Source organism: Mycobacterium sp. E342, from assembly GCF_001667665.1.
In the GTDB taxonomy this organism is placed as follows: Bacteria; Actinomycetota; Actinomycetes; order Mycobacteriales; family Mycobacteriaceae; genus Mycobacterium.
Genome location: NZ_LZJM01000137.1, coordinates 1 through 1,823 on the forward strand (window position 1 = coordinate 1; position 1,823 = coordinate 1,823).

Consider the following 1,823-nt stretch of genomic DNA (forward strand, 5'->3'; position numbering starts at 1 on the left):
GGGCCCCAACACACGAGATCCCCGGTGCGATACATCCGCGCCCCCGGTGCCCCGGTGAAGGGACACGCCACAAACCGCGACGCGGTCAATGGTGAGCGGCCCCAATACCCCACCCCCACACCATGACCGGCCACATAGAGTTCCCCGACCACCCCGGCCGGCACCGGCTGCAACCACGGGTCCAAGACGAAGAAGCCCAGGTGGGTCAACGGCACCCCGATCGGACTAGCGCTGGTGCCGCCGTCGCTCTCGACGATCGGGCGTATCGAGGCATGCACCGTTGTTTCGGTGATGCCGTACATGTTGATCAACCGCGGCGATCCCGCATGGTGATCCCACCACGGCCTCAAACGCGCTGGCTCGAGGGCTTCCCCACCGAATACCACCGTCTCGAGCGCCAGCTGCCGGCCCACCTCCGGTGACACTCCCTGGGCGGTTTGCAGGGCATAAAACGCCGACGGGGTCTGGCTCAACACACTGACCCGCTCGGCGGCCAGCAAGGCACAGAAATCATCCGCGGAACGGGTCACCGCTTCGGGCACCACCACCAACCGGCCCCCACCCAGCAGGGCGCCAAAGATCTCCCACACCGAAAAGTCAAACGCATACGAATGGAACTGCGACCACACCCCCGCACGATCCAACTGCCCATCCAGCGACTCCAGCAGCCCGACCACGTTGCGGTGAGGAATGGCCACGCCTTTGGGCACCCCGGTGGTGCCCGAGGTGTAAATCAAATACGCAATGTCCTCAGACGCCGGACCCGGTGGTCGGGTGGCCGGTTGGTCATCGATCACGGGGTCGGTGACATCGATGACTGGCACGCCATGGCCATCTAGCCGTGAGTACAACTCGGTGGTGGTCACCACGGTGGTCGGGGTGGCGTCGGTGAGCAAGAACCCGATCCGCGCGGCTGGCCATCCGGGATCGATTGGCACATAGGCCGCCCCGGACTTGAGCACCGCCAGAATCGCGATGATGGCCTGCGCGCCGCGCTCCATCAGTATCCCCACGTACCGACCGGAGCCGGCGCCCTGGGCAACGAGTAAGTGCGCCAACCGATTCGCGGCCTCATCAAGCTCCCGATACGTCCAGGACCGGTCCCCGAAACTCAGTGCCACCGCCTCCGGGGCGCAGGCCACTTGGGCGGCAAACGCATCCGGAATCGACACCGTCGAAGCCACCGGGCGGTCCAACACGCCACGATTCCCCCACCCACCCAGGCAGGCCAGCTCCTGCGCGTCGAGTACCTCGACCGAAGAGACTTGTTGGGTGGGATCGGTGGCCATGGCCGTCAGCACCCGCTGGAACCGCTGGATCAGGGTGTGGATGGTGTTGGGGTCGAAGATGTCGGTGCGAAACTCCACCGCGCCCCTGATCCCGGCCGACTCCCCAGATTGTGTCCAGCGCTCGGCCAAAGAAAATGACAAATCCACACGGGCGGTGTGGGTTTCCACCGGCCATGGGCTAACCCGCAGCTGCTCCCCCAGCGTCTGGCCGGCAATCACCTCCAGCTGTTGCCCGGGCAGGTTTTGCCACGCCAGCATCACCTGCACCAACGGGTGATGGGCCAGGCTGCGGGCCGGATGCAGCCGTTCCACCAAGACTTCGAAGGGCACGTCTTGGTGCTCGTAGGCGGCCAGGCTGCGCGCCCGCACCTGGCCAAGGAGTTCGGCCACACTGGGGTCGCCGGTCAGATCGACCCGTAATACCAGGGTGTTGACGAAGAACCCGACCAGCTCATCCAGAGCGGGGTCGCGCCGGCCGGCGATCGGGAACCCCACCGCCACATCAGTACTGGTGCTGAGTTTGGCCAACAAGAC

Annotated in this window: 1 protein-coding gene; it reads right to left on the reverse strand. The window is 65.6% G+C overall.

Features of this window, described 5'->3' with window-relative positions; genetic code table 11:
• The coding region (locus A5692_RS08755) for an amino acid adenylation domain-containing protein (RefSeq protein ID WP_156765992.1) at nucleotides 1-1,823 on the reverse strand (1,823 nt) is incomplete at both ends.